16 protein-coding genes are annotated in these 21231 nt (G+C 67.7%); 9 read left to right on the forward strand and 7 right to left on the reverse strand.

All coding sequences use genetic code 11. From position 1 onward, the window contains the following. Positions 1–21 precede the first annotated feature (21 nt). Positions 22–1491 carry a sensor histidine kinase gene (locus MRBLAR12_RS10855; RefSeq protein ID WP_229993159.1) on the forward strand — a complete coding sequence of 490 codons (1470 nt, stop codon included), beginning with the start codon at positions 22–24 and terminating at the stop codon, positions 1489–1491. 101 nt (positions 1492–1592) lie between these two features. On the opposite strand, the gene MRBLAR12_RS10860 is transcribed toward MRBLAR12_RS10855, so the two are convergent. Together MRBLAR12_RS10860 and MRBLAR12_RS10865 are read right to left on the reverse strand one after the other, a co-directional pair. Beyond that, positions 1593–1841 carry a WhiB family transcriptional regulator gene (locus MRBLAR12_RS10860; RefSeq protein ID WP_003804966.1) on the reverse strand — a complete coding sequence of 83 codons (249 nt, stop codon included), beginning with the start codon at positions 1839–1841 and terminating at the stop codon, positions 1593–1595. A gap of 242 nt (positions 1842–2083) precedes the next feature. Then, positions 2084–2275 (reverse strand): hypothetical protein, encoded by a 192-nt coding sequence (locus MRBLAR12_RS10865; protein ID WP_364745857.1) that lies wholly within the window; start codon positions 2273–2275, stop codon positions 2084–2086. Between the two features lie 63 nt (positions 2276–2338). Between MRBLAR12_RS10865 and MRBLAR12_RS10870 the strand changes: the two genes are divergently transcribed. Next, positions 2339–2734, forward strand: a complete 396-nt coding sequence (locus tag MRBLAR12_RS10870) for a hypothetical protein (protein WP_229993157.1) — start codon at positions 2339–2341, stop codon at positions 2732–2734. Here the strand turns inward: MRBLAR12_RS10870 and MRBLAR12_RS10875 are convergent. Then, positions 2702–7018, reverse strand: coding sequence for an FtsK/SpoIIIE domain-containing protein (locus tag MRBLAR12_RS10875; protein ID WP_364745860.1), 4317 nt, complete (start codon positions 7016–7018; stop codon positions 2702–2704). The genes MRBLAR12_RS10870 and MRBLAR12_RS10875 overlap by 33 nt on opposite strands. 326 nt (positions 7019–7344) lie before the next feature. Between MRBLAR12_RS10875 and glf the strand changes: the two genes are divergently transcribed. The 6 genes from glf (at position 7345) to MRBLAR12_RS10905 (ending at position 14883) form a co-directional block, all read left to right on the forward strand. Next, positions 7345–8532, forward strand: coding sequence for a UDP-galactopyranose mutase (gene glf, locus MRBLAR12_RS10880; protein WP_229993155.1), 1188 nt, complete (start codon positions 7345–7347; stop codon positions 8530–8532). Further along, positions 8529–10520, forward strand: coding sequence for a glycosyltransferase (locus MRBLAR12_RS10885; RefSeq protein WP_229993154.1), 1992 nt, complete (start codon positions 8529–8531; stop codon positions 10518–10520). The genes glf and MRBLAR12_RS10885 overlap by 4 nt, the downstream gene beginning before the upstream one ends. Then, on the forward strand, positions 10521–11390 hold the full coding sequence (locus tag MRBLAR12_RS10890; protein WP_229993153.1) for an ABC transporter permease: 870 nt from the start codon (positions 10521–10523) through the stop codon (positions 11388–11390). It begins immediately after the preceding gene. 1 nt (position 11391) lies between these two features. Then, positions 11392–12144 (forward strand): ABC transporter ATP-binding protein, encoded by a 753-nt coding sequence (locus tag MRBLAR12_RS10895; RefSeq protein WP_229993152.1) that lies wholly within the window; start codon positions 11392–11394, stop codon positions 12142–12144. A gap of 194 nt (positions 12145–12338) precedes the next feature. Continuing rightward, entirely contained in the window at positions 12339–14162 is a 1824-nt protein-coding gene (locus MRBLAR12_RS10900) for a L,D-transpeptidase family protein (RefSeq protein WP_364745865.1), read from the forward strand. After that, on the forward strand, positions 14146–14883 hold the full coding sequence (locus MRBLAR12_RS10905; RefSeq protein WP_229993150.1) for a hypothetical protein: 738 nt from the start codon (positions 14146–14148) through the stop codon (positions 14881–14883). Before MRBLAR12_RS10900 ends, MRBLAR12_RS10905 begins: the two co-directional genes overlap by 17 nt. A 49-nt stretch (positions 14884–14932) precedes the next feature. Here MRBLAR12_RS10905 and MRBLAR12_RS10910 read toward each other — a convergent pair whose 3' ends face one another. After that, positions 14933–16948 carry a DUF6541 family protein gene (locus MRBLAR12_RS10910; RefSeq protein WP_364745869.1) on the reverse strand — a complete coding sequence of 672 codons (2016 nt, stop codon included), beginning with the start codon at positions 16946–16948 and terminating at the stop codon, positions 14933–14935. A 78-nt stretch (positions 16949–17026) separates the two neighbouring features. Continuing rightward, complete coding sequence (gene rfbA, locus MRBLAR12_RS10915) at positions 17027–17896, reverse strand: glucose-1-phosphate thymidylyltransferase RfbA (protein WP_229993148.1); 870 nt, start codon at positions 17894–17896, stop codon at positions 17027–17029. A gap of 170 nt (positions 17897–18066) precedes the next feature. Here rfbA and MRBLAR12_RS10920 point away from each other — a divergent pair, with 170 nt between their 5' ends. Beyond that, complete coding sequence (locus MRBLAR12_RS10920; protein ID WP_229993147.1) at positions 18067–19149, forward strand: acyltransferase family protein; 1083 nt, start codon at positions 18067–18069, stop codon at positions 19147–19149. 58 nt (positions 19150–19207) lie between these two features. Here the strand turns inward: MRBLAR12_RS10920 and MRBLAR12_RS10925 are convergent, their stop codons facing one another. Further along, positions 19208–20101: a glycosyltransferase gene (locus tag MRBLAR12_RS10925; RefSeq protein ID WP_364745873.1), complete on the reverse strand. Its 894-nt coding sequence runs from the start codon at positions 20099–20101 to the stop codon at positions 19208–19210. Positions 20102–20117: 16 nt separating this feature from the next. Then, positions 20118–21212 (reverse strand): NAD-dependent epimerase/dehydratase family protein, encoded by a 1095-nt coding sequence (locus MRBLAR12_RS10930; RefSeq protein WP_229993145.1) that lies wholly within the window; start codon positions 21210–21212, stop codon positions 20118–20120. Between the last annotated feature and the right edge of the window lie 19 nt (positions 21213–21231).

Consider the following 21231-nt stretch of genomic DNA (forward strand, 5'->3'; position numbering starts at 1 on the left):
GGTGTCGCAAATGGAGGTGCTGTGGCAATCTTTACGGACCCAATCAGGGAACATGCTGATTTTGGCCCGGGGGACGCCGAATGGCTGCACCTCCTGGTCGGCGACTGGCAGATGGTCGCCGACCTCGCGTTCGCCGATCTCGCCCTGTGGTTTCCGCATCCTGAGTTCGGCTATGTGGCCCTCGCCCACGTCCGCCCCTCCACCACGCACACGGTGTTCCACGCCGACTTCGTGGGGGAGGGGATCAGGTCGGACCTGCAACCGCTGGTCGACAAGGCGTGGGAGAGCCGCGCGATCGAGCGCTCCAACGAGACCAACTGGAGCAGCGATATGGCGCTGCGGGTCGAGGCCGTGCCGATGGTCCGCAACGGCCGCACCCTGGCGATCGTGACCTCCCATATGGACCTCTCCAGTTCACGGATGCCCTCCCGGCTCGAGCTCACCTATCGGCAATGCGCCTACGATCTGCTGCGCATGGGAACCCTGGGGCTGTGGCCGGACTTCGCGTCGCCCACAGGCTCGCGCCGCGGCGCCCCGCGTGTGGGCGACGGCCTGATCAGGCTCGACGCCGAGGGGATCGTGCAGTACGCCAGCCCCAACGGGGTCTCTGCGTTCCGCCGCCTCGGCGACGGCGAGTCCCTCGAGGGCCGGTCCCTCGCCGAGGTGACGGCGGGACTTTTGCGGGACCGGCGCATGGTCGATGAAACCCTGCCGCTCGTCGTCACGGGCCGCATGCCGTGGCGCAGCGAAATCGAGTCACGCGGTGTGAGTCTTTCCCTGCGTGCCATCCCGCTGCGCGACGAGCAGCAGCGGTTTGGTGCCTTGGTCCTGTGCCGGGACGTCTCGGAGCTGCGCCGCCGGGAGATGGAGCTTGTCACCAAGGACGCCACCATCCGCGAGATCCATCACCGGGTGAAGAACAACCTGCAGACCGTCGCGGCTCTTTTGCGGATGCAGTCGCGGCGCATGGTCAGCGACGAGGCCAAGCAGGGGCTCGAGCAGGCCATGCGGCGGGTGGCGACCATTGCCCTGGTGCATGAGACGCTCTCGCAGGGCCTGACCCAGAGCGTCGATTTTGACGAACTCATCGGCCGCCAGTTCCGCCTCTCGGCCGAGGTCGCCTCGCCCTCACAGCAGGTCAAAACCCAGCGTTCGGGCCTCTTCGGGGAACTGCCGAGCGACTTCGCCACCCCATTGGCACTCGTCATCAACGAACTGGTCACGAACGCCGTCGAGCACGGGCTGGAGGGACGGACCGGTACTGTCTCGCTGCTCGCCGACCGCTCGGAGACCGAGGACGGGGACGAACTTCTCACCGTGACGGTGGAGGACGACGGCGTCGGACTGCCGGACACGCCGTATGTCGAGGGCCTCGGCCTGCAGATTGTCCGCACACTGGTCATGAGTGAACTCGGCGGCACCATCCACTGGCAGGCCAGGGAGGGCGGGGGAACCGCAGTCCAGATTGTCCTGAGCCTCACGTCGCGCTGACGTTGCACCCGGCGGCTTAAACGGGCAATGGCCGCGGACCTTAGGGTCCGCGGCCATTGCTGCAGGGTCGTTCGGTGGCTGCCGGTGCTTGGGCAGCGGGATCAGGAAGCGCGTCGTGCCCGTGCAGCGCGGCGTTTCAGGGCGCGGCGCTCGTCCTCGCTCATGCCGCCCCACACTCCGGCGTCCTGGCCGGACTCCAAAGCCCATTGCAGGCAGGTATCCACAACGGGGCAGCGGCGGCAAACACTTTTCGCTTCCTCGATCTGCAGGAGGGCAGGGCCCGTGTTTCCAACGGGGAAGAACAGCTCCGGGTCCTTGTCAAGGCAGGCTGCGCGGTTACGCCAATCCATGCTGATCAGTCACTCCATTCCTGGGAACTCGTTAAACGCCTTTGTGAAATTATTCACTAGAGGCTTCATAAGAAAAGGGCCCATTGGGGCCCCCTCGGTCATCTGGATTAAGCGTGTCATGTTAACGCTGTGTAAACAAGGGGTAATAGAGGTCAAGATGCCTCGAGACCGTGAGCGATGCATCACATTCAGTGGCGGCGTCCTCACATCTAGACGACTATGTCCGGTAGTGTGCCAGTGTGTCAAGGCCCCCTGTGAACCCTGAAGACCCCCGTGAAAACCCCGGTGAAAATCCCAGCGAACGCCCCGGTGAAGATCCCGGAGAGAGCCGCCGCGACGAGAATCCCGAAGAGAGCCGCCGCGACGAGAATCCCGGAGAGAGCCGCGGCGACGAGAATCCCGGAGAGAGCCGCGGCGACAGTGACGGCGAGCATCCCGGCGAAAGTTCGCGCCGGCATCCGGACGGAACCCCTGCCGGAGCCGCTGCCGGAGACTCTGTGCGGCCAAGAGGAATTGTTGTCATCGCCGTCGTCGTCGCGCTGGAGGCCTTGGCGCTGCTCGTGGCCGGCGGCTGGTACGGGACCCAACTCCTGACCGGAGCCCCGGTGCTTTCCTTCTGGGGTGCCGTCTTCACGCTGTGCCTGCTGCTGGCGTTCTCCGCATGGCTCTTTGCCGTGGCACGCTTCCTGCTGCGGGGCTTCCGTTGGCCGCGGGCAGGTGCCCTGGTGGCCCAGCTCTTCGTGCTGACCATTGGCTTCCCGACGCTGACCGGAGGCTATCCGCTGGCCGGACTGGCCATGCTGATCCCCGCCGTGACGGCGATCGTGCTCCTGTTCGACAAGCGGGTCATAGCGTTCGCGTCACGGGCAGCAGGGGCCCCGCCCGCCCTGTAACGGGCCGTCCCGCGCGGCGTGCTGCCCGGGGGAGAGCCGGACCTGCCCGGGGGAGACCCGGTCCGGTCCGCCGGCAGGCCGGATCGGAGCCAGCGGGAGGGCAGCCCCCAGCTGAACAGGAGAGCACGGGGCAGCCAGCTGGACCGGCGTAGCTTGGCCGTCGGAAATGACGACGGCGCGTCCCGGCGGAGGACTGTGCTCTGGTTCGATCCGGACCCCGAACGGCTCGCCGTCCAGGAGCCCCCGCGGGCGAATCAGGACCGCCCGTCCCTGGCTGCGCGCGACGGCAGCGAGATCCACCCGTTGCCCAAAGCCCGGGCCGAATCCTGCCGTGAGGATCACTCTCCAGCCCAGACTGTTCAGGGCCGCCAGGGCGCTGTTGGCTTCGTGTGCCAGCAGGTCGGCGTCGTCTGCGAGCGCAATCGCTGTCCGGTCCAGGGTGCCCGCGAGTGCGCTGGCGCGGAGCCGGGACCAGTACTGGCCGGGTTCGGACCCCGGCCGGGGCGCGAGCCAGGTGCACGTCGGGTTCATTCCCGGGAGCGCGGCCAGCAGCGTGCTTTTTCCGGAACCCGGGCCGCCGAGGACCGCGAGGACGCTGCCTGCCGGTAGCCGAATCCCGTGCGGCCGGAGTTCGTCTCCGCCGAGCCCGAGCAGCAGTGCCGCCGCTGGGACGGGGGAGTGCGCGGCGCCAGGCATGGCTGCGGGCAAGCCAGCGGGCGGCGGAATCCGTTGCCCTGGCCCGGGGGTGCCGCAGTGGGCCAGCACCTCGTCCACTCTCACGAACACAGGCAACGCGTCCACCCGGAAGGGCCTCGTCGTGACGGCTCCGCCTATGGGGCACTGCCCGCCCGCGGCCGTCGGTTCGAACAGTTGGGCCGCGTGCCCGGTCGCCAGAGGGGCCGGCACAAAAACACCGAACACGGCCACGCGGCCGGGGACCGGCTCCAACGCCGGAAGCCGGGGCCACGCAAGGCGGCCCTCGTCGGTAGAGCCTGCGGGAAAGAAGATCCGGTTGGGCAGGCCCCCGAAAAACCTGGCGGTCACCAGCTCGCGCTCGCCAGAGACGATGACCGTTATCCCTGCCCGGGGGCCGTCCCGCACAATGTCATGAACGAGTTCTTCGGCCCATGCCTGCGGTCCGGAACGAAAAGCCGAAACCCAGGCGCCCCAGCCACTGAGCACCAGGACCAGCCGGGTCCGCGACCAGGCCGCGGGCGCACTCAGCCGTGACGTGACTTCTTCGGCCACCCGCCTCAGCACCCTGGCGGCCCGGCGCAATTCATGCAGGCCGGCCACCGCGCCGACCCGGGGCGCCGTCGCGGCGGCGTTGAAAACACCGGCGGCGTCGAGAATGTAGAGGTGCGACTCCACACGGCCGGCCAGGAGCTGATCGACAGCGAGGGCCAGGGCGGCGTCGCTGGCGCCGGCTTCAGCGCCGACAAGGCCCAGATGCCCGTGCCCGGCAGGACTCCAGCCCAGCTCCTTGACGCGTTGGAGTTCCGGCAGGTCCACCAGCCCCAGCCGGACCGTGTCCCGGTCGGAGGGCCCGGGACCCGGATCCGGCAGCAGGGCCGGCAGGGGATCTGCCACCGGCCGGCGGGGCGGCCGGCCGCCGAGTTCCTGCCACAGGCCCACGGCGGCGTCGATGAGCGGCGCCGCCCCGTGTGCCGGCGTCAGGGCCGCGCCGCTGTCGTGGGCTTCATCGTTGCAGGAGCCGCCGGTCAGGCGATCGGCTACTGCCGGCGGCCCCGTGAGATGGTCCGTGACCGTGCGCACCGTGACCGCTCCGTCTGACCGCACGGCGGTCCGGGGCGTCAGGGTGGCCGTCTGGAACTCCTCCGGGGCTTGTGCGCCGCGGATCAGGAACGCGCGCCCGGGACGTGCGATGGGGATGGCGGCCGCCTGCCCGGAGCCCATGATGTCGAACGATTCGGGGCCGGACTGGACGCGGAGGGCGATGCGGGTGGTGACGTTGGCCCTGATATCGGCGTTCAGGGCTCCCTGCGGGCGCTGCGTGGCCATGATGAGATGGATTCCCAGTGACCGGCCGATGGCGGCAATCCGCATGAGCTCTGAGAGGGCGCCGGGCACTTCGTCCACGAGGATCCTGAACTCGTCCACGACGATGACCAGATAGGGGACTTGCGGGCCTGCCGCCGGCGACGACTCATAAGCCGCGAGATCCGGGGCATTCACCCGGGCGAGCAGTTCCTCCCTCCGCCGGACCTCTGCCCGCAATGAAACGAGCGTCCGCTCCACCTGCGCAGCGCCCAGATCCGTCAGCATGCCCACGCAGTGCGGGAGCCCGGTCAGCGGGCCCAGGCCCGAGCCGCCCTTGAAATCGATGAAGAGCAGGTTGACCCGGTCCGGCGGATGGCCAGCCGCGAGGCCGGCGGCAAGAGTCCGCAAAAACTCCGACTTCCCGGAACCGGTGGTCCCTGCAACCAGGAAGTGCGGACCGTCCGCCTTCAGGTCGATCTGCAGGGTCCCCTGGCTCCCCGTGCCGACCGCTGTGCCCAGTCCGGACTCGGCGCCGGTCCGGGACCACCGCCGGGAGATGTCCGGCGCCGCGAGGGGAAGGACATCGGCCAGGCTGCAGTGCCGTGGGATGGACGGCGGGGGAGCCTTCGGAGTGCGCCGTGTGGCATTGATGCCTCGGCAAAAGCGGTCAAAGACCACCGCCGGGACCAGATCCGGGACGAAGTCCTGGGGCGGGGCCCCGGCGGTGATGAGGGTGCTGCGCCGGCCGAGGACAATGCCGGGGTGTTCTGCGGGACCCTGCTCCGGCGAGCACTCGATCACGCTCCACCCGTGTGCCGCGGCCAGGGTCCGGAACGCCGGCCCGGCATCAGCGTTGTCCGGCCCGGGCGAGGCCCCTGACTGGCCGGGAGTGTCCCAAAGGATGAGGACTCCGCGGTCGAATCCCTTGCCCGGACCGTCCGGCTCGCCCGGACCGCCATTCAATCCGCCGGGACCGGCAGCCAACAGGGTCGCGGTGGTGGCGTCATTTGCGGACAACGTGACCCGGGGCAGGAAACGCGCTGACAACGGCACCGTGTCCGCCGGGCCATGCAGCACCAGGCGGGTGCTGCCGCCGAGGGGATAGGCAGCCAGCTGCAGGATGAACGAGCGCACCAGCCCGGCCACGGCCGGCGCCGGGCCGTGGATGGTCACCACCGCCGGCGGCGGGTCCAAGGTCAGGGGCACCTGGCCGAGCGGCGGCGGCCGGAAGCCGGAGTCGGGTGGTTCCAGCCGGATGTTCGCCGCCTGTTCCGCCAGCCCGAGCCGCAGGCAGACGTCCGCTGGCTCCCCGTGAGGTGCACAGGCAGCCGGGGGTGCCCCGGCCACGCAACCGATGAACAGGTCCGCCACGGAAGGAGCCGCACGCCGGCGTCGTTCCCTGTCCTGAAGGGCGGCCTCCGCCACAGCTGCGTTGAGCTCGCGGCGCTGGCGGCGGCCCGACAGGAACGGGACGAGGACGGTCACGCCTGAGACTGCGGTGAAGGCCAGGAACATCCACATGCCGGTGAGAAGCGCCAGGCCGATGCCGACCAGGAGCGGCAGCACCGCCGCCAGCGCCACGGCGGCCCGGTGGCCGGGGGCGGCGTTGCCCCGGACGACCAACGGCGCGGCGACGCTGGAGCCCGCAAGCGCCGTCACGGGGTCCGCGGCAGCGTTGGGCACCACCGGCGGGCCGAGCCGGAGCGAGATGGTGGAGTCGCCGCAGCGGATCGCGGACGCCGTGGTCACCGGGGCCATTCGCACTTTCCGGCCGTCGACGCTGGTTCCGTTCGCACTGCCGAGGTCCACGATCGTGACGTCCGAGTCCGAGACGTCCAGGCGCGCGTGCTCCCGGGAAAGTGCGGCATCCGGGATCACGAACTCGGTACCGCTGCGTCCGATCCGGAGCTGGCCCCGGCGCAGCGCGACAAGCGTGCCCGCGCCGGGACCGCTGTCCACTGCGAGCAGCAAAGTGGCTGTTTCGGGGTGGCCGGGTCCGGGGCGGGATGCTGCGCCCGACGTATTAACGACCCCTGCTCCGTCGGCCAACGCACCGTCAACCAATACGGCACCTTGGACCAGGGGAGGCACGCCAACCGTCAGAGCGGTGACCGGGGCTCCCCGGACGAACAGCCCGCCGGTCCCGTAGCGCCGGGCGATGGCGGCCTCCAGGTCCGCGCCCGGGCAGGGCTCCGGGACCTCGACGGACAGCTCAATGAGCTGCCCGTCTGGCGTCGAACCTGCCATGAGGGTGCAAGGTGCGAGAGTGCAGTGGAAGATCATCCGGGGCATCCTTTCCTGCGTGGCGGCCCGGGTTCCACGTTAGGGATGCCTCGGCCCGGCTGCGCGCCAGAAATTAGGCCATGTGGATAAACGGGGGCAGGCCCGGCGACGGGCCAGACGGCTCCCAGCGCGCTCCTTACGCGCTCCGTACGCGCCCCGTGCGCCCTCCGTACGCGCCCCGTACGCGCCCCGGACACGGGCCGGACACGGGCCGGACGCGGGCCGCGCGGCGGGGGCCGGGCGCCGACTGCAATGGAGCCTCGGGTAGGCTAGTGCAGCAGACAATGCGCAACATTGGGCTGCCCGCATTCGAATCAGGAGAGTTTGTGACCGCTGACCTCGTCATCGTAGGGTCGGGCTTCTTTGGCCTGACAATCGCAGAACAGGCCGCCACGGAGCTGGGCTTGAAGGTAGTCGTCATCGACCGCCGCCACCACATCGGCGGCAATGCCTACAGCGAAAAGGAAGAGCAGACCGGCATCGAGGTGCACCGCTACGGTGCGCACCTTTTCCACACTTCCAACGACCGTGTGTGGGAGTACGTGAACCGCTTCACCACGTTTACGAACTACGTCCACAAGGTGTACGGCGTGCACAAGGGCGAGGTCTACTCCCTGCCCATCAACCTGGCCACGATCAACCAGTTCTTCCGGGCCAACCTCACCCCCGGCCAGGCGCAGGAACTGATCAAGGAACAGTCCGGCGAACTGGCAGGCACCGATCCGCAGAACCTGAACGACAAGGGCATCCAGCTCATCGGACGGCCGCTCTACGAGGCGTTCATCAAGCACTACACCGGCAAGCAGTGGCAGACGGATCCCAAGGACCTGCCCGCGGGCATCATTTCGCGCCTTCCTGTCCGTTACAACTATGACAACCGGTACTTCAACGACAAGTACGAGGGCCTGCCGACCAACGGCTACACGGCCTGGATCGAGAAGATGGCCGAGCACCCGAACATCGAGGTCCGGCTGAACACGGACTTCTTCGACGAGTCGCATGAGTACAGCAAAAACAAGGTGGTCGGCAACATCCCGGTCATCTACACGGGGCCCGTTGACCGGTACTTCGACTACGCCGAAGGCGATCTCTCCTGGCGAACCATCGACTTCGAGGAAGAAGTCCTCGACGTCGGCGATTTCCAGGGCACCTCAGTGATCAACTACAACGACGACGACGTGCCGTTCACGCGCATCATCGAACCGCGCCACTTCCACCCGGAACGCGACTACCAGACGGAGAAGACCGTCATCATGCGCGAATTCTCCCGTGCGGCGGAGAAGGGCGACGAGCCCTATTACCCGATTAATACCGCCGCGGACCGGGATCGCCTGCTCAAGTACCGGGACCTCGCGGCAGCCGAGAAGGATGTCCTCTTCGGCGGACGACTCGGCACGTACAAATACCTGGACATGCACATGGCCATCGGCTCTGCCCTGACCATGTTCGAGAACAAGATCCGGCCGCATTTCGAGGCCGGCGCCACGATTGAAAGCGGAGGAGTGGACGCATGAGCGCCGCTGAAACGACACCCGGCTGGAACCCGATTCAGCGGGTCATCCTGCCATCGACCGACCAGACCGACACCGTACCCCTCTACGTTGACGCTGGCACAGCCAGCGGCATCCGGCTCCGGGAGAACGACGAATTCGCCCGCACCCCGAAACTGCTCGAGGACAAGCTGCAGATGTTCAGCTCCGAGAGCCGGGTAGCGCACTTCGAGGACCTCCTCGGAAGGCACTCCATGCGGGTGCGCTCCGGCGAACAGCTCTCGTTCGGCACCTACTTCAACGCCTTCCCGGCGAGTTACTGGCGCCGGTGGACCTCGGTTCGGGACGTCCGCCTGGTCGTGGAGACCAGCGGTCCGGGAACGGTCACGGTCTACAAGTCGAACGCCCGCGGATCGGTCCAGCGCGTCGACGGCAAGCACGTCGACGGCGACGCCACCTCCACGTTCGAACTCTCGCTCAAGCCCTTCGGCGACGGCGGCTGGTACTGGTTTGACCTGGCCGCCAGCACCGGGGACCTGGTCCTGAACAACGGTGCGTGGGAGGCCACGGGCGGTCCCGCGGCCAAGGGCCAGGTGACCCTCGAAATCACCACCATGAACAAGCCCGACTTCTGCCTGAACAACGCCCGGATCCTGGCCGATAACCCGGACGTCCTTGAAAACGTCAAGGAAATCCTGATCGTGGACCAGGGCACGCAGAAGGTCGAGGACCAGGAGGGCTTCGCCGCCGTCCGGGACGCCCTCGGCGGCAAGCTCCGGGTCATCAACCAGGCAAACCTGGGCGGCTCCGGAGGCTTCGCGCGCGGCATGTTCGAGGCTGTCGAAAACGGCAGCGACTACGCCCTGCTGCTCGACGACGACATCGTCGTCGAACCCGAAAGCATCGTGCGGCTCCTGACGTTCGCCGACCACTGCCGCAAGCCGACAATTGTCGGCGGCCACATGTTCGACCTCTACAACCGCAGCGTCCTGCACACCTTCGGCGAGGTCGTGGACCCGTACCGGATCGTCCCGGCCCTGCCCCACGCCGACATGGAAACGCGGCACGATTTCAGCGTCGCGAACCTGCGCCAGACGCCGTGGCTGCACCGCCGCGTGGACGTTGACTACAACGGCTGGTGGATGTGCCTGATCCCCACGAAGGTGATCCAGGAAATCGGGCTGTCCCTGCCGCTGTTCATCAAATGGGACGACGCCGAATACGGGCTGCGCGCCCGGGAAGCCGGCTTTGCCACGGTCTCAATGCCGGGTGCCGCCGTCTGGCACGTGTCCTGGATCGACAAGGACGACCTCGTCGGCTGGCAGGCCTACTTCCACGCACGCAACCGGCTGATCACGACGCTGATCCACAGCCCGTACCCCAAGGGCGGCCGCGTGCTGCGCGAATCTTTCCAGTCCGACGTCAAGCACCTCGTCTCGATGCAGTACTTCACCGAACACGGCCGGATCGACGCGCTGCGCGACCTCTTGAACGGACCAGACGACCTCCACAAGGTGCTCGGCACCAAGCTGCCGGAAATCAACGCGCTGAAGGCACAGTACCCGGACGCCCAGCTGAAGGAAGACGTCGATGACTTCCCGGCGCCAAAGATCGGCCGCGGTCCGATGGGCGGGACCGTTGTGGGGCTGCCCAGCAAGAAGCAGCTCATTCCGTGGGGCATCAAGACCGTTGCGCGCCAGCTCATCAAGGCGCCGGGACCGGAAAGCGCCGAACGGCCCCAAGGCTACCTGGCCCACCGGGACAACCGGTGGTACCGGGTGGCGCACTACGACAGCGTTGTGGTCTCCAACGCGGAGGGCACCGGTGCCTCGTGGTACCAGCGCGACCCGAAGAAGCTGAAGGCGATGCTGACCGAGGCGACCATGCTGCACGCGAAGCTGTTCCGGGAATGGGACAGCCTTGCTGAACAGTACCGCCGCGCGGTGGCCGAGATCAGCTCGATCGACGCGTGGAAGAAGACGTTCGAGGCGAATTCCGAGGACGGCAGGTAGATGGCTGGTCAAACCGACCAGCTGATCAAGCCCGGAACCGGGCACGGGCTGCTGGACGTCTACGGCGACCGCTTCCTGCTGAAGCTGCTGGTGCGCAAGGAAATCAAGGTGCGCTACCGCGGCTCGGTGCTGGGCCTGCTGTGGTCCTACGTGAAGCCGCTCGTGCAGTTCCTGATCTACTTCGTGGCGCTGGGCATCTTCCTGAACCTGCAGCGGGGAACGCCGAACTATGCGATCTACCTGTTCTCCGGCATTGTACTGGTCAACTTCTTCACGGAATCGCTGTCCAACGCCACCCGCTCGATCGTGGACAACCGTGACCTGATCCGGAAGATCTACCTGCCCCGGGAACTGTTCCCGGTGGCCACCGTGTGGGTGTCGGCAGCGCACTTCCTGCCCCAGCTGCTGGTGCTGGTCGGCGCGTGCCTGGTGGTGGGGTGGGCCCCGACGCTGCTGCAGCTCGCCGCGGTGGTCCTGATCTTCGTCATGGTGGCAGTGCTGGGCACGGGCCTTGGCCTGCTGTTCGGCGCCGTCAACGTCTATTTCCGGGACTCCGAAAATATCGTGGACATGATCGTCATGGTGGTCACGTGGGCTTCCCCGGTTCTCTACCTCTGGTCAATGGTCCAAAAGGTGATGGGCGATTGGTTCTGGATCTACCAGCTGAACCCGATGACGGTCGCCGTCGAGGTCTTCCACTGGGCCTTCTGGGAACCGACACTCAAGGCGGACCAGCTGGTCAACGACGCCTCGCCGCCGGGCATGCTGACATTCTGGCTGCCCGTCGCCCTGCTGATCACGCTGGCCGTGCTTTTCCTCGGGCAGTGGACGTTCCGCCGGCTTGCCGTTCACTTCGCACAGGAGCTCTGACATGACCGCGCACGGCCACGTCGCCATCATCTGCACCGATATCCGGAAGCAGTTCGTACTCCGCCACACCCGTTCCCTGAAGGAAGCCCTCGTCTGGCTCGTGAAGGGACGCAAGGGCGACCTCTCGAAGAAGTTCCTGGCCCTGAAGGATGTCTCGCTTGAGGTTAAACAGGGCGAAACGGTTGCACTCATGGGGCTCAACGGTTCCGGAAAATCGACGCTCCTGAAGCTCATTTCCGGGGTCCTGCAGCCCGACGGCGGCACGGTGCGCACGCGCGGCCGCGTCGCCGGGCTGATCGAAGTGGGCGCAGGCTTCCACCATGACCTCAGCGGCCGGGACAACGTCTACCTCAACGGCGCCATCCTCGGCATGACCGAAAAGCAGATCGACGAGAAGTTCGACTCGATCGTGGAATTCTCCGAAATCGGCGAGTTCATCGACACCGAGGTGAAGTTCTATTCCTCCGGCATGTACCTGCGCCTGGCGTTTTCCATCGCCGTGCATACGGACCCCGAGGTCTTCCTGATCGACGAGATCCTCGCGGTGGGCGACGAGCCCTTCCAGCGCAAGTGCATCGCGAAGATCAAGGAGCTCTCCGAGATGGGGAAGACCCTGTTTGTCGTGAGTCATGACCTGGACCTGGTGGCCACCGTGTGTGAGCGCGGCGTCCTGCTCGAACACGGCAAGATTGTTATGGACGGCGAAGTGCACGACGTCGTCAACGAGCTCCGGCGCAGGTCCCTCGCTCTGTAACGGCCCGCCCTGCAGCGGCCCGCCCTCTAGCGGCGTGCCCGGCCGGCTCCCGGCCCGGCCGTCCGTTAGGATGGGCCCGAAACGGGGGCTCAGCCCCGTACCGGGGGATGCGGGGAGCAAAAATGACAGCTGTGGGGTCCAGGGAGCGGCGAGACCGGCGGCGGAGGCCCTCGTGGCCCGGCCGGCTGCGGACAATGACAAGGGCCGTGGCGATCGCGGCCGCCACCGGAATCGTGGCGGCAAGCCTCGCCCAGGGAGCCGCCGCGGATAGCTCCCCGGCACCTCAACCGGCCCAGCAGTTGTCCCGGCCGGCAACGAGCCAACCGGGCCCGTCGAGCCCGTCGCCGGCCGCGGCCACGGCCGCGGCCGCGCCCGGCACCGCCGCTTCGGCGAAACCGACACCTTCGGCCACGGCTTCGGCGAAACCGACACCAGCGCCCACGCCCACGCCCACGCCGAAAACGACTGCGTCGCCGACGTCCGGAGCTGCTACGGCAGCCGGACCCACAGCAAAGGCAGCGACCGCGGCACCGACACCGGCCGCGGCGGAGGCGGCCATCCGCGTCCCCGGCGCCATCGGCGTCGAATACGAACGCCTCGGCGGCGCCACGGGCCCCGTGGGCCCGGCCACGGCAGGGCAGAAGTGCGGGCTTGCCGGCGGCGGCTGCCAGCAGAGCTTCGCACACGGAACGATTGTCTGGAGCGAAGCCACCGGCGCCCGCCTGCTGTCCGCGGGCATCGAAAATGCCTGGCTCAAGGCCGGCGGTGTCACGGGCCATCTCGCCTACCCGCTCGGGGCTGCCCGCTGTGGCGGGGCGCCTGTAGTCTGCCAGCAGGCGTTCCAACACGGCAGCCTGTACAGCGTGACCGGGAAGGGAACCTACCCTGTCTGGGGTGCCATCAACGCCACCTATGAATCCCTCGGCGGCCTCGAGGGGTACCTGGGCTACCCGATAGCGGTCGAGACGTGCGGGCTGACCGGCGGGGCTTGCACGCAGCGCTTCCAACGCGGCGCTGTGTACTTCGCTCCCGGCGCCGGTACCTTCCCGGTGTGGGGCGCCATCAATGCCCGCTACCTCGCCCTTGGCGGCAGCCGCGGCTACCTGGGCTACCCGACGGGCCAGGAAAAATGCGGACTCCGTGGCGGCGGCTGCTCCCAGGCCTTCCAGCGCGGACGGATCTACTACGCGGCCGGTGCCGGCACCCAGGCGGTGTGGGGAGGTCTCGGACAGTTCTATACGGCCCGCAAGGCCCAGGCCGGCGCCCTCGGATATCCCGTCACGGCCGAGGCCTGCAACCGGAGCGGTTACTGCAGCCAGTCTTTCCAATACGGCCGGCTCGAATGGATTCCCGGAACTGGGGTCCGCTACCGGCTGACCCCGGCCGCGTACTGCCCGGCCATCAGTTCCGGGGCCGTGAAGTACCGCACAGGCGGAGCCTCACGCGTGTCCTTCGCGATCGCTGACACCTACCGGTCCACCCGGATCACCTTCATCACGTGCGTCCGGCAGCCGGACGGAAGCTACGCGAAGGAGTGGGGCGCGCTGGGCCATGCCGGCGAGTCCGGCTTCGCCGCGCCTGGCGTCGCGACAGGACCCACCTGGCAGATGTTCTCCCCGACGGGATCGTTCACCGTCACCCAGGCCTTCGGCCTGGGCAACCCCGGAACGGCCCTTTCCTACCGGACCCTCAATCCCTATTCGCGCTGGGGCGGCCGGCTCAACGGGAACTACAATAAGTACTTCGAATCGAGCTCGGACGTCTTCCCGGACGAGAACATGTGGTACTTCGCGACCCGACCGTCGCATGACTACCGCCAGGGAGTCGTCATCAATTACAACCGGCCACCGGATGCGCCCATCACCATGAATGCGGGTTTCGCGATTTTCCTCCACGGCAACAACCTCCCCACCTGGGGCTGTATTTCGCTCAACGACGGCGACCTCCTGCAGTATCTGAGGACGGCGCATCCCGGCGACCGGTTTGTCATGGGGGTCGCGTATGACATCTTCAATTAGCTCCGCCGGCATTAGTTCAGCCAACCCAGTCCCTCTACATGAGGTCCCGGCCCGGCAGGGCGCTCCGGGCCGCCGGCGTCCGGTGCGCTACTGCGGCCTGCTCGCCCTCGCGGCGAGCCTGGCCCTGGGCGCCTGCACTGCAGCCCCGGCGCCCGGGCCGGGGCCTTCAGCCGCGGGTACGACGCCGGCCCCGTCGGCCCCGACGCCGACGGGGACGTCCGGCGTCGCCCCCGGAAACGAACCGCTGACCCACGACGGCCGTACGGTGGTGCCGGCCCCGGGGGCCGAGTGCGCGCAGCCGGCGCTGACGGACATCCGTCGGGTGCTGGGTGCCGTGGCCGGGAACGTTCAGCCGGCCGACGTTCAGGCGTCGTCGAAGGACGGCGTGGCCGAGCTCGCCTGCACGTTTGCCCTGGCCCCCGTCGCTGCCGGGCAGGCCGCGGACCTGGGGAATGCGCTGATCGTGTCGAAGACCACCGCGCCGGACCAGGCAGGCCTGGACGGGCTCGGGCTGCCCCGGCTGATGATGTCGCCCGAGCCCGTCCCGGACCTCGGCGCCAAGGCATGGTATTCCGCCAACCGCCTGACCGGGACCACGGAGTACGTCGTGGAGATGGTGGACGGTTTGACCGTGGTGAGGGTGACGCTTGCCCTCCCGGCGGACACGGCCGAGCCCGAAGCGGTGAAAGCCAAACTGGCCGAACTGGCCCGGCTCAGCTAGCCGGAACTGCGCTTGGGGCGCTCATTGCCCAGTCCTCATTTCCCAGTCCTCAAGTCTCCCGGCAGGCCGTCACTTCGTACAGCCGGGCGCCGCCCTCTGCCAGCACCAGCCGGACGGCCAGCGAGTTGTTCAGGTTCTCCAGTCCCGGGAAGGGATGTTCGCCGAAGTGGACTTCATTGGGGCCGAAGTCCAGGACATAGCGGACACGGGTGGCTTTCAGCGCGGCGCAGACCGCCGGATCGTTGTCCGCATTGCGGAGGTTCCGGTTGAGTGTTTCGACGGCGGCCGTGTTGGCCGTCAGGATGTGCTTGGCCGTGGTCTCCCGATGGGCGATCGCATAAGCCAGCGCCCCGCCCGTCCACGGGTTCACCGCGATGGCGGCGTCCGCGGGAACGATCTCGTCCAGCCGGTCGATGACCTTCTGTTCGTCCGTTGAGACGAGCAGCGAATGGTCCGTCTCGAGGTAGTTCTTCCGGGCCGAACCGATCGCGGTCCTCATTGAGGGGATCTGGGACGCGGCGACCGCCAGGGCGAGCACGCCGCAGATGACAAGGTAAGCGGCGTTGGTGCCGCGGCCGGCGCTCTGTGGCGACCCTGCCAGCCGGTCAAGCCAGCGGCGGAGCCAGACGGCGACGGCGTCGACGCCGACGGCGGCGAACGGCAAGGCCGTCAGCGGCAGGAGCGCCGCGATCCTGTTGCTGTCGTTGTACCAGATCCCGGTCAGCGCGGCGCGCACATCGCCCTTCAGGGTGCCGGAAACAATGACGTACAGCACGCCGGTGATGACAAAACCGGCGATCATCCACGTCCTGCCGCCGCGCCGCCAGCACAGGAAGAGGCCAATCAGCATCAGCACGCTGACGCCGATCGCAGCGGGGCGGTCAATGGCGCCGTTCGCCAGGACATCCCACGCAGCACCGCGGGGCGTCTGCACGGGTTCCCAGAACGCGGCATCTTCCGGCGGCCGGATGTTGGTCCACAGCACATACAGGGCCACGGCCCCGACGCCGAGCCCCAGGCTGGCGAGGATCCAGGCGGTGCGGTGCCGGGACCGGTGTTCGCGGTTGCCGGCAAGGCGTGCGTAGGCCTGCAGGATGATCGGCACCGAGAGCGCCACGAGCGACATGAATCCGTTCGGGTGGGCCAGGGCAAGTCCCGGAAGGATCAGCAGCGGCAGCGTGAACCGGGGCGCGGGCGGCCACTGAAGGTGGCGCGCCACCTGGCACAAGAGGGCAATGCTGGCCAGGGCGGCCGGCAGCATGCTGATCGCCAGGAAGTTCGGATACAGCACGCCGAAATCCAGCAGCAGGATCGGGAACGGCGCGAACATTGCGGCCAGGATCGCTGCGGCGCCGACGGCCACGGGCCGGTTGCCGGCCACCGTCCGGGTCAGCATCATGCAGCCCAACGGCCACACGACTGCCGCCACGGTCATGTTCAGGACGTTCACGGCCACCGTAATCGGCAGCCCGGTCAGCTGGACGAGGGCCGCGGCGAGGCCATGCCAGGCTGCCGGATAGAAGTAGGGCGCCGCGTCGCCGCTGGTCATCTTGGACATCCACAGCGAAGAGGCGTTGCCCGTATCCAGAACGTACCGCACACCGTTCAGATGGAACACGTTGTCGAAGGTCTGGGAAAAACTCTCCGGAGAGCCGAAAGCCAGGGCGAGTTCAACGAGGATCAGCGCCGCGCCGGCGAAGAACGCCGCAGCGACCCAGGCCGCGCTCCTGGTTCGGCGCGCGGGGTGCTGGGATGCCTCGGCGCAGTGCCAGGGAATGAAGGCGTGGCGCAGGCTGCCGCCAGCGCGCCGGATCCCGGGGAGCCGGATTCCGATGATCACGGCAGAGAGCAGAACGCCGCCGGCCAGGACGGCAGCGGCCGTCCACGGGATGGACGCGAACGGCAAGAGTACGGCCAGGACCGCCGCAATGGAGATCGTGACCGGCCCGGCCAGGGCAGCCGCAGACAGTCCCCTCAGGCCAAGGCTGACCGTTACCAGGCCGCCCGGCAACAGGAGGAAAAGCATCGCCTCCAGCACGTATGGCAGCGTCTGGAGCCAGTTCAACTTTTCAGCCCGGGGCTGATGCGGGCACCGGCAAGTAGCGGCCCGCCACAGGCGGGCACATCAAGACAGCAGGGCACGTCAGATGGTCTGGTCCAGCAGTCCCAGCAGATAGGCACCGTAGCCGCTCTTGACCAAGGGTTCCGCACGCTGGCGAAGTTCGTCGTCGGTCAGGAAGCCCAGCCGCCAGGAAATTTCCTCCGGGGCGCCGACCTTAAGGCCTTGGCGGTGCTCGACAGTGCGGATGAAGTTTGAGGCGTCGCTGAGGTCGTCGAAGGTTCCGGTGTCCAGCCAGGCCGTGCCGCGCGGAAGTATCTCTACCTGCAGCTTGCCGCGCTCCAGGTAGGTCCGGTTGACATCGGTGATCTCCAGTTCACCGCGCGCAGAGGGCTTGAGGTTCTTGGCGATGTCGATGACGTCATTGTCATAGAAGTACAGGCCCGGCACGGCGTAGTGGCTGCGCGGCTTCGCGGGCTTCTCTTCGAGTGAGAGGGCCTTGCCGTCGTCGTCGAATTCCACGACGCCGTAGGCCTTGGGATCCCGGACCCAGTACCCGAACACGGCACCGCCGTCGATGTCGGCATGCTTGCGCAGCTGCGTGCCCATGCCCTGGCCGTAGAAGATGTTGTCACCGAGGACCAGCGCCACGGTCTCGTTCCCGATGTGCTCGGCACCGAGCACGAACGCCTGGGCCAGGCCGTCCGGCGAGGGCTGCTGGACGTAGGTGAGGTTGACGCCGAACTTGGACCCGTCGCCCAGGAGCCGCTGGAACTGCTCCGCGTCATGGGGTGTGGTGATGATGAGGATGTCCCGGATGCCCGCAAGGATCAGCGTGGACAAGGGGTAGTAGATCATCGGCTTGTCATACACGGGGACCAGCTGCTTGCTGATGCCGAGAGTGATCGGGTGAAGCCGGGAGCCGGTACCGCCGGCCAGAATTATTCCACGCATGGGCCCAATCCTCCCGTACCTTAGCCGGTCACAGCAAACTCGGAGCCGGATTGGGCGCACGCGACAGCTGGGCCGGGCACCCTGCGCCGGGGGTGCAGGGCCCGTGCAAGGTAGAATAACGGGTCTGGACTAAGTAACGGGTCTGGACTACGCAACGAAGGATACCGGGATTGAGCGCAGCTGTACTGACACCCAAAGCAAAGCCGGCTCCGGCAGTGGGGAGCCGGCTGGACCCGAGGAAGAACAGCCTGAACCTCATCCGGCTGATACTGGCGTTTTCGGTCCTGCTGGCGCATAGCTGGCACGTCGTCGGCGCCGGCAACGGCTGGGGGTTCCGCGGTGAAAACCTTGGCGGCTGGGCCGTGGCCGGATTCTTTGGCATCAGCGGTTACCTGATTACCGCCAGCCGCTTTGGCAGCGGGATCGGCCGGTACCTGGTTCATCGCGTCGCCCGCATCTTCCCGGCGTTTATCGTCTGCCTGATCGTCATGGCGTTCGTCTTCGCCCCGATTGCCTACGTGATCCAACACGGCTCGCTGCACGGTTTCCTGCAGACGGCCACCACACCCCTGAACTCCATCTTCGCGAACCTGTCCCTGCGGATTGTCAGCTATGACATTGCCGGCACCCCGGCAGGCGTGCCCTATCCGGGCGCCTGGAACGGCTCACTGTGGACGCTCTACTTTGAGTTCATGTGCTACCTGATGGTCGCCGTGATGGGGTTCATGCCCTTGGTCCGCAAGACCCCGTGGCCCGTGATTGCCGCGTTCATCGCCAGCGTGGTCCTCTGGGCCAATATCGGCGTCATCAAGCCCTACCTGCAGTCGAACCTGGATTTCGAGCTCGCCGCACGCCTGACCCCGTACTTCCTTGGCGGCGCCGTCGTGCAGGTTCTCAGCAGCAAGATCGGCATCCACAAGGTGGCCGGGCCGGTCTCGATCGTGCTGGCTGGCCTGTCGATCTTCTTCGTGGACGGCTTCGGCGGCCAGCTCGCCGCACCCTTTATTGCCTACGGGCTGCTCTGGATCTCCACCTGGCTTCCCCAGCCGGCCATTGTGGGCCGCCACGACATCTCCTACGGCGCCTACATCTATGCGTTTCCCGTCCAGCAGTTGCTGGCGGTCTTCGGGGCGTACCACTGGGGCGTGTGGTGGTTCACGGTGGCGGCCACGCTGTGCACAATCCCGCTGGCTGCGGCGAGTTGGTTCTTCGTGGAGCGCCCGATCATGCGGCGGGCCAAGAACGCGGGTTAGCGCCGCGGGCTACCGCCGGGGTCTCACGCCGGAGTCCCACTCTCCCGGCGCAGTACAGCTAGCGCCGCGCGCGCCGTCCCGAGACGCCACGGACGCCGTCGGCAACGCCGCGGAGGGCGTTCGCCAGCCGAATGCCGCGGCCGGGGGCCAGCAGCGTGACAATCGCCAGGTGGCGGTAGTCGGCCAGCAGTCCCTTGAGCGTCCACAGCGGGAAGCGCCGGCCATACTGGCGGGCGAGCAGGATCCGGTTCCTGAAGAGATAGTAGTAGCGCCAGTCGGCGGCCGTCCTGACCTTCAGCGGCCGGCCTCCGACGGACACGTCCCGGCCAAAGACGTTGGCTGCGGCCGGGCTGCCGAGGGCGTGATTGAGCGCGGCGTTCGGGGCCAGCACGGTGCGCAGTCCCTGGGTCTCGCACCGGAGGAAGAACTCGCTGTCCACGCCGTCGATGAACAGCGTGCCCTGGAAGAGGCCGAGCCGTTCAAGCACCGGCACGGGCACCAGGAGTCCTGACTGGATGGGCTCCCCTCCGAGCTGGATGCCGTTGAGGACCGGGCCGCGGCGCACGGGCAGGCCCCGGACCGAGGCCGGGGCGACCATGCCGACGGGGACGCCGGCTTCCGCGGCGGCCGCCGCGGCGGCCAGGAGCGCGTCGACGTAGCCGGCGTCCAGCAGCGAATCCTGGTCCATTGTCAGGACATAGTTGGGTTTCGTCTCCGCAGCCAGGGCCGCGGTGATTCCGGCGTTGAGCGCGGCCGCGATTCCGGAGTTCTCCGTGAGCCGCACTGCTTTGCAGCCCATGGACTCCAGTTCGGCCAGGATCCGTGCGGTGTCCTCGGGGCTGCCGTCGTCGACCACCACCACGGAGTCAACCTGGGCGAGCAGGGCAGCGGCGTTCGCCAGCACGCCGTCGTCGGGGTTAAACAGCGAAACGACGGCGGCAGTCTGAGGCACTGGGGGTCCGTCCGGGTCAGGCAGGCTGGACGTCGGGCTGGGCGTCGATCCAGTTGGCGAGGCGGTCGATGCCCTGAGCGAGGTTGTACTGCGGGGTCCACCCGAGCACGTCCTTCGCGGCCGAGATGTCCGCCCACGCGTGCCGGACGTCGCCCTGCCGGTACTGTCCGGTGACGTGGGGTTCGGGGGCGTTGTAGTGCGCCGCGATGAGTTTCGCCGCAGTGCCGATGGTCTGGAATTCACCGGATCCGATGTCCATGGGCTCGCCCTGGACCGTGGGGGAGACGGCGCCGGCGACTATCGCGGAGGCGACGTCGTCGATCAGGATGAAGTCGCGGCGCACTTCGCCGTCCTCGTACAGCGGAATCGACTTTCCGCCCATCGCCATGCGGCAGAACAGGCTCATGATGCCGGTGTAGGGGTTGATCAGCGACTGGCCGGGACCGTACACGTTCTGCAGCCGCAGGATGACGGTCTCGACGCCGTAGGACTTGGCCCAGGCCTGCAGGACGTGTTCCTGGGCCAGCTTGGTGGCGCCGTAGACGCTCACGGGGGCGGGGAACGTTGCGGAGGCCTTCATCGGCAGCGGGGTGGCGGCGGGGAAGTCCCACTGGGCCTGGTCCAGGGTGGCGCTGGTGCGCTGGCCCGGGTAGAAAGGCTTGCCGTCACTGTCGCTCCAGGCGCCCTCACCGTACACGGCGCGGCTGGAGGACAGGACGATCCTGCGCGGGAGCTTGCCGTGGCGGTTGAGCCCGTCCAGGAGCTGGGACGTGCCCACCACGTTGACGTGCGTGTGCCGGGTGGACTCTTCAAGCGACTGGCCCGTTCCGGTCTCAGCGGCCAGGTGGATGACGACGTCGGGGGAGTGCTGCGCCAGGACCGTGTCCCAGGTCTGGGCCTCGGCGACGTCTGCGACGATCAGTTCCGCCCGCCCGTCCAGCTCCGCCGGACGCTCGCCCGTGGCATGGATCTGCGGGTGGAGGCTGTCCACCACGACGACCCGGTCGAACGCGTCAGCGAGGGACGCGGAAATGGCGCAGCCGATGAAACCGGCGCCGCCGGTGACAAGGACAGTTCCGCCGGGGCGTGCGGAGGTTTCAGAAGAAGTCACAGCGGACCTTTCGTTGCGG

Origin of the sequence: Arthrobacter sp. LAR12-1-1.1, from assembly GCF_040676555.1 — a bacterium.
In the GTDB taxonomy this organism is placed as follows: domain Bacteria; phylum Actinomycetota; class Actinomycetes; order Actinomycetales; family Micrococcaceae; genus Arthrobacter.